Source organism: Cyanobacterium sp. T60_A2020_053 (genome assembly GCA_015272165.1).
Classification (GTDB): Bacteria; Cyanobacteriota; Cyanobacteriia; order Cyanobacteriales; family Cyanobacteriaceae; genus Cyanobacterium.
In genome coordinates this window covers 23,071-30,444 of record JACYMF010000054.1, presented here as the reverse complement: position 1 = coordinate 30,444, position 7,374 = coordinate 23,071, and the positions used below count along the sequence as shown (strand labels likewise).

Below are 7,374 nucleotides of genomic sequence, written 5' to 3'. Positions count from 1 at the left end.
TTGATGAAAAACAAATATTTAGCTAAAGTCTTTAATTTATAAGCATTTCACCTGATACCTGACACCCGAAGCCTGACACCTCCCCTCACCAAAAAATTTTTTCAGCAACCCCTATTTAAACAAAAAAATGTCTAAAAAATTCCAGCGCCCGTCACCGTTTAGCAAAATCGATATTTTAATTGCTCTCAGCGCCCTTGCCCTAGTTGGTTCATTAATACTACCAAGGTTTACCAACCCTCAAAATCAGGTGCAGAGAGTGCCATATAGTTTGTTTTTGCAACAAGTGGAAGATGGGGAAGTTAAAGCAGTGCGCTTGGGAGAAAAAGAAATATTATATCAACTTAAAAGCGAGGAGGATAATCCCCCTCAAGTATTAGCGACTACACCGATTTTAGACCTCGAATTACCCAAAAAATTACAAGCCAAAGGTATCGAATTTGGTGCCCCCCCTCCGGCACAACAAAACCCCCTTGTCAACGCCTTATTTGCGTGGGTGATACCGCCCTTAATTTTTGTTTTGGTGTTTCAACTATTTATGAATCGCAATGGTGGCGGTTTCGGCAAAAGTCGCGCCAAAACTTACATTGAAGGCAACAGCACTAAAGTTACTTTTGATGACGTAGCAGGGGTAGAAGAAGCTAAAACCGAATTGGTGGAGGTGGTGGAATTTCTCAAAAATCCTGACAGATTCGCTAAAATTGGCGCCAAAATCCCCAAAGGTGTTTTATTAGTTGGACCTCCCGGCACAGGTAAAACCCTCTTGGCGCGCGCCGTGGCGGGGGAAGCTGGGGTAAGTTTTTTCAGTATTTCCGCCTCAGAATTTGTGGAGATGTATGTAGGCACTGGGGCGGCGCGAGTGCGTGATTTATTCACCCAAGCCAAGAAAAAAGCGCCCTCCATCATTTTTATTGACGAGTTAGACGCCATCGGTAAATCTCGTCAGACGGGCGCTAATACTAGCGGTAGTAACGATGAAAGAGAACAAACTTTAAACCAGTTATTAACGGAAATGGACGGTTTTGGGGCTGGAAATACCACTATTATGATTTTAGCCGCCACCAACCGCCCTGAGGCGTTAGACAGAGCTTTATTGCGTCCGGGGCGTTTTGACCGTCAAATTTTGGTAGATCGTCCTGATTTTGCTGGAAGGTTGCAAATTTTGGAAATTTATGGTAATAAAGTACAACTTGATTCCCAAGTAAATTTGAAGGAAATCGCTACGCGCACTCCGGGTTTTGCGGGCGCTGATTTGGCTAATTTGGTCAATGAATCGGCGTTGTTAGCCGCGCGCCGTCAACGGGAAACGGTGCAACAGCAAGATTTTTATGAGGCAATGGAAAGGTTAATGGCTGGTTTGGAGAAAAAAAGTCGAGTTTTGAACACCAAAGAGCGTGAAATCGTTGCCTATCATGAAGTTGGTCATGCCATCGTGGGCGCTGTATTGCCGGGAGGAGGTCAAGTTACGAAAATTTCTATCATTCCTAGGGGTATAGGGGCGCTGGGTTATACTCTCAAAATGCCCACGGAAGACCGATTTTTGTTGGATGAGCAGGAATGGCGCACCCAAATTACTATGTTATTGGGGGGGAGGTGCGCTGAGGAGTTGATTTTTGGCACTGTCACCAATGGTGCTTCTGATGATTTACGGCGCGCTACGGATTTAGCTGAGAAAATGGTGACAACCTACGGTATGAGTAAAAATTTAGGTCCTCTTGCCTATAATCAAGGTAATGGTAACGGTTTTTTGAGTAATTCTCCCAATCAAAGGCGTTTTATCAGTGAAGAAACGGCGAAAGCTATTGATGGAGAAATCTCAGCTATTATCTCTGATTGTTGGCGGAGGGCGCTGGATATTCTTACAGTTAATCAAAATTTATTGAAGGAAATTGCCGAGCAGATTTTACAAACTGAGGTTATCGAAGGGGAAGAATTAGCCCAACTTTTAAGCAAAGCCATGGATAATGGACAATTGATAATGGACAATGAGAGGAATAAAGAATGTAGAATGTAGAAGTAATTGTTTTCTAAATTCTAACTTTTCTCCCTCTGCTTCCCTTTCCCCCTCTGCTTCCCTTTCTCCCTCTGCTTCCCTTTCTCCCCATCTCCCTTTGCCCTTTGCCCTTTGTCTGGAACTAATAAAATTAACTTGCGTCAAAAAAATCAAGAAAATTGATTAGTGATAAATAACATTATGTTAAAATCCTCCTCTCGCCACTGTTGGTACTCAAAACTCGCTGTAACCTTATGTTTGGGAGTAACCAGCGCCCCTCTCCTTCCCCTTAGCGCCCAAATGATTCGACCATCTCTATATCGTGGAGACAATCCAGTCTATAGGAATGACAATCGTAACCAAAGTCCAGCCTACGGCAATAATAACTCAAGAAGTTGGGAACAACAGCGCAATAATGATCGTTTTAATCCCATTAACGCTCAATCTTCTGACTCTTTATCTTCCGGTACAACCATTTTCGCTATTTATCAAGATGCGGAAAAAATTTACGTTACCAAAGATGAAACATTACCTCTTACTCTCACAGTTAACCGTGACATCAGAAATAACCAAAATCGAGTAATTATCCCCGCCGGTAGCCAAATTAAAGGGGAAATCAGACCGGACCGAGGCAACCGCATTGGTTCTCGTTTTTTCGCCCAAACGGTAGTATTTCCTAATGGTGTCGAAAGATCAATAAATGCGGAATCTAACATCGTCAGTCGTACAGAAGTTGTTGAAAGAGGCAAAGACACTGATAATGTGTGGAAGGGCGCTGTAGCTGGTGCGGCGGCTGCTACCTTAATTTCTGGGGTGACGGGTAATCGAGTCATTGCTACTGAAAAAATCCTTGGGGGCGCTGGGTTAGGGGCGCTGGCTGGTTATCTTCTTAGTGGGCAACGCACGGCAGAAGTTATTTCTTTTGATGCTAAAAGAGATTTAGACTTAGTTTTGCGCTCTAATTTTAATCTTTAATATTTCCCTAGGGTAGGCGAAGGAAATTATGAATTATGAAATAATAATTCCCTTTGCCCCTTGCCCTTTGCCCTTTTAAAACCTTTGCCCTTTTCCTTTCACTTAATTATGTTAATAACAGGCTTTGAATTTGATAAAGTAATATTAAGTTTTCGGTCATAATCTTAATATCATTTTTTCATGAGTAATCGCTTTTCTCGTCGCAGTCTATTAAAATTTTTTGCCCTCAGTAGTATTTTAGGTTTTCTAGGCTATTCTCGATTTTCTAAACCACAACCCACCATCCACAAGGGAGATACCCTCGATTTACCCCGTTATCTCACTAAACGGAAAAAAGTAGTTGTCATTGGTGGTGGATTAGCCGGTTTAGCTTCTGCTTATGAATTGAGTCAACGGGGATTTGAGGTGACATTAATGGAAAAAGCCCCCCAGTTAGGCGGTAAAATTGCCAGTTGGGATATTCAAGTGGGGGAAGATAATTTTAAAATGGAACATGGTTTCCATGGTTTTTTTCCCCAATACTACAACCTCAAAAGTATTGTTAAAGAAATCAATATCACTGATAATTTCAAATCTCTTGATTTTTATTCGGTAGTGTTCAAAAATAATGAATATCAACCAGAAAATTTCCGCCCTAGTCATTCTGCTTTCCCTTGGAATATCGTTGATTTAGCTATATCTAGTAATAATTCTCTCCATTGGGGTATTAACCTTGCTAATCCTGAACATTGGCGCGTTTTTAGGACTATTGCTGGGTTTAAAATTCCTAACACTTACTATGAATTAGATAATATTTCTGTGGAAGATTGGGCTGCCAAAGGTATTCCTAAAGGTTTATTTGACCTCTATTTTTTGCCTTTTGCTAAGTCTTCTCTTAATGCACCTGACTTATTAAGTACAGGTGAACTAATGCAGTTTTTCCATTTTTATTTTTTTGGTAATCCTGAAGGATTGGCTTTTAATGGTACGGTGGATGATATGGGGACAAGTTTAGTTGATCCTATCGCTAGAAAAATTGAGGCAAATGGCGGTAAAATTATCACTGAGGCAAATATTAGTAAGGTGAAGGGCGCTGGGGATAAAATTACTTCCATTGAATACTATCAAGGGGAAGGGGAAGCAAATGTGCCTTTTTGGGTGAAGGCTAATAATTTATTAACTGATGAGCAATACCATTACTATGGTGCAGGAGATCAATTATATGCAGTTAGTAAAGATTATCAAACGGCGATGTCGTTAAGTTGTACCCATCAAGGATGCACGGTTAATAAACAAGCTGACGGGAAATTTTTATGCCCTTGTCATGCTGCTTTATATGATAATCAAGGGGAAGTTTTACAAGGTCCAGCGCCACGTCACCTCAAAACTTATCGGGTTATGGGTAAAAAAGATGAGCAAGTGCAGTTAATCGCTAATAAGAACACTGATGTTAAACCTCAAGTCATTGAAGCTGATTATTTTGTTATTGCTACTGATGTGCCGGGGGTTAAACATTTATTTAATTTACTAGAAATGGATGAGGGTAATTGCCTTAATACTGAAACTCAAGTGCAAAAATTACCTTTAGCTGATCCTTTTGCAGTAGCGCGCTTCTGGCTAGATAAGGATTTTGAGTGGGTGCATAGTAATTTTGCTTCTTTGTCGGGATATTCTTTGACGGATAGTATCTGTTTATATCATCGTATTCAAAATGAATATATTGCTTGGGCGCAGAAAACAGGGGGAAGTGTGGTAGAGTTGCATTCTTATTGTTACAAGGAAAAAGATTTTCCAACTCAGGAGTTAATTCTCAGCACTTTTGAGCAAGAATTAAGGGAAATTGTGCCGGCATTAGCTGATGCTAAAATTCTTCATAAGCAATTAGTTAATCAAAAGAATTTTTCTGGTTATCCACCGAATAGTTATCAAAATCGTCCGGCTACGGAAACGGAAATTAAAAATTTGATGTTTGCCGGTGATTGGGTGAAAATGCCTTTTCCTTCCGGATTGATGGAGAGGGCGATTAGTAGCGGTTTACTTTCTGCTAATACTATCCTACATCAGGAGGGTTTACAAAGACGTGATTTACTTTCGGTTAATCCTTCTGGTTTATTGACGATTTGACGGGCGCTTTTCTCTAATTCCATTGGTAAGGGTTGAATAATATTCAACCCCTACGAGTCAATAACGCTTAGAGTAATAATATTTTCAAACCTAAACCGATTAAGATTACACCGCCGATAATTTCCGCTTGTTGTTCAAATAAATGACCAAATCTAGCGCCCACCACCACTCCCAAAAAGGACACAATAAAAGTAACAATACCAATCACAATTAATAAATTAATAATGCCTGTTTCCAAGAGAGAAAAAGTCAAACCCACTCCCAAAGCATCAATACTGGTGGCAATGGCTAAACCCGTTAATACAGAAAGATTACGAGGGTCTCCTTTTATTTCATCTGCTTCATTTTCCATGCCTTCATAAATCATTTTTGCTCCAATAATACCTAATAGGAAAAAGGCGATCCAATGATCAAAATTACTCATAAAATCTCTAAAAGTTAACCCCAATAACCAACCGATCATCGGCATTAACATTTGAAAAGCACCAAAAAATACAGCGATTAAAAGTGCATCTTGCCACTGAATTTTTTTGAGCTTTAAGCCACCACAAATGGATACGGCAAAACAATCCATAGCTAAACCAATAGCTGTTAGAAAAACAGTTAGAATATTCACTAATGTTTAATTACTCATAATATTTATATATTAATTATAGTAGCTTTTAGGGATTTTTAAAAGTAAAAAATAATCTGTTAAAATAGTGAATAATTATTGTTTGATTATGATAAAAAAATGAAATTAATTGAAATTGTGAAAATGGCTACCACCACCCTGATGGCAAATAAAATGCGCAGTAGCTTAACCATGTTAGGTATTGTCATTGGTAATGCTTCTGTTATCGGTATGATTGGCGTGGGGCAAGGGGCGCAGAAATTGGCTGCGGATGAGTTTCAGTCGTTGGGCGCTGATGTGTTATTTGTGGTGCCGGGTAGTAGAGAATCACGGCGAACTAATTTTGATGTGCCGAATACTTTAGTTTTAGCGGATGCGGAAGCCATAGCGAATCAAGTGCCAACGGTGAAAGAGGTAGCACCGCAAATTAGTAACCGTTTTTTAGTGACAGCTGGAAGTTATAACAATAATGTCACTGTGTTTGGAGTTACTCCTGAATTTCTCCCTGTCAGAAGTTTTGCGGTGGAGGAAGGGCGCTTTTTCGATCAATCTGCCCTAAATCGTAATTTGCGTGTGGCGGTGATTGGACCTGATATTGCTGAACAATTTTTTCCGGGGGAAAATCCTCTTAGTAAAAGCATTAGGATTAAAAATGCTAATTTTGAGGTAATTGGCATTATGGAGGCAAAGGGTTCGTTTCTAGGCACAAATCAGGACGAATCTATCTATGTCCCTTTGACGACTATGGCTAGTCAATTAGTGGGAAGAACTTCTCAATATGGTATTGCGTTAAGTTTTATTAATGTAGCGGCGAAGGATACTGGTAGTATTGAGGCGGCGCGATTTCAAATTGAAAATTTATTGCGTTTGAGACACAAAATTACTAGGGAAGATGATTTTCGGGTGGAGACTCAAAAGGATTTACTGAGTATTGTTGGCACGGTGACGGGGGGGTTAACGGTGATGTTGGGCGCTATTGCTGGTATCTCTTTGATTGTGGGCGGTATCGGGGTAATGAATATTATGTTAGTATCGGTGACGGAAAGAACTCAAGAAATTGGTTTGCGTAAGGCGGTGGGCGCTACAGAAACTAATATCCTTTTACAATTTCTCATCGAAGCGACTATTATTTCTGCGGTGGGGGGCGCTATTGGTACAATGATTGGTATTAGTGGTGTTATTATTGTCGGTTTATTGTCACCTCTTCCAGCGCTCGTCTCTCCAGTTGCTGTGGTGTTAGCGGTGAGTGTTTCTGGGGGAATTGGTTTATTTTTCGGGGTGATTCCTGCTCGCCAAGCCGCCAGATTAGACCCTATTGTGGCATTGCGTAGTGCTTAACTCTCTTTTAGTAGAATTTACGCACCAATAACTATATTGTCTCCCCATGGGCGTTGTCGAAGAATCCCAAAATTATTATTTAGGGAGAGAGATTCAGGGAGACAGGAGAATTTTTGACTATTAATTGATTTATTAGTAGCTAAAAACCTCTGAATTTTTGACTATTAGATAGTTTGACAAACAAACAATTTTGAGAATGAAAAACCTCTCCTAAAAAAAGGGGAAGTCCGTTAAAAATTCTCACAAATCATAACGGATTGCTATAGATAATTTACATTCTTTCTTGGGTTTGAAAATAAATTAAGGGAAATTTTCTGATAAAATTGGAAGAATTGTTTAACAGTCGTTGGTAATT

The 7,374-nt window shown here is 39.9% G+C and carries 5 protein-coding genes; 4 read left to right on the top strand and 1 reads right to left on the bottom strand.

What is annotated here, in order from left to right:
- The first annotated feature begins 127 nt into the window (after nt 1-127).
- The 3 genes from ftsH to IGQ45_07440 all read left to right on the top strand — a co-directional run bounded on the left by ftsH (nt 128) and on the right by IGQ45_07440 (nt 5,068).
- Nucleotides 128-2,011: an ATP-dependent zinc metalloprotease FtsH gene (ftsH, locus tag IGQ45_07450; GenBank protein MBF2057047.1), complete on the top strand. Its 1,884-nt coding sequence runs from the start codon at nt 128-130 to the stop codon at nt 2,009-2,011.
- A 180-nt stretch (nt 2,012-2,191) separates the two neighbouring features.
- Nucleotides 2,192-2,965: a hypothetical protein gene (locus IGQ45_07445; GenBank protein ID MBF2057046.1), complete on the top strand. Its 774-nt coding sequence runs from the start codon at nt 2,192-2,194 to the stop codon at nt 2,963-2,965.
- A 180-nt stretch (nt 2,966-3,145) separates the two neighbouring features.
- Entirely contained in the window at nt 3,146-5,068 is a 1,923-nt protein-coding gene (locus tag IGQ45_07440) for an FAD-dependent oxidoreductase (protein MBF2057045.1), read from the top strand.
- 67 nt (nt 5,069-5,135) lie between these two features.
- Here IGQ45_07440 and IGQ45_07435 read toward each other — a convergent pair whose 3' ends face one another.
- Nucleotides 5,136-5,642 (bottom strand): manganese efflux pump, encoded by a 507-nt coding sequence (locus tag IGQ45_07435; GenBank protein ID MBF2057044.1) that lies wholly within the window; start codon nt 5,640-5,642, stop codon nt 5,136-5,138.
- Between the two features lie 159 nt (nt 5,643-5,801).
- Between IGQ45_07435 and IGQ45_07430 the strand changes: the two genes are divergently transcribed.
- On the top strand, nt 5,802-7,019 hold the full coding sequence (locus IGQ45_07430) for an ABC transporter permease (GenBank protein ID MBF2057043.1): 1,218 nt from the start codon (nt 5,802-5,804) through the stop codon (nt 7,017-7,019).
- The last annotated feature ends 355 nt before the right edge of the window (nt 7,020-7,374 follow it).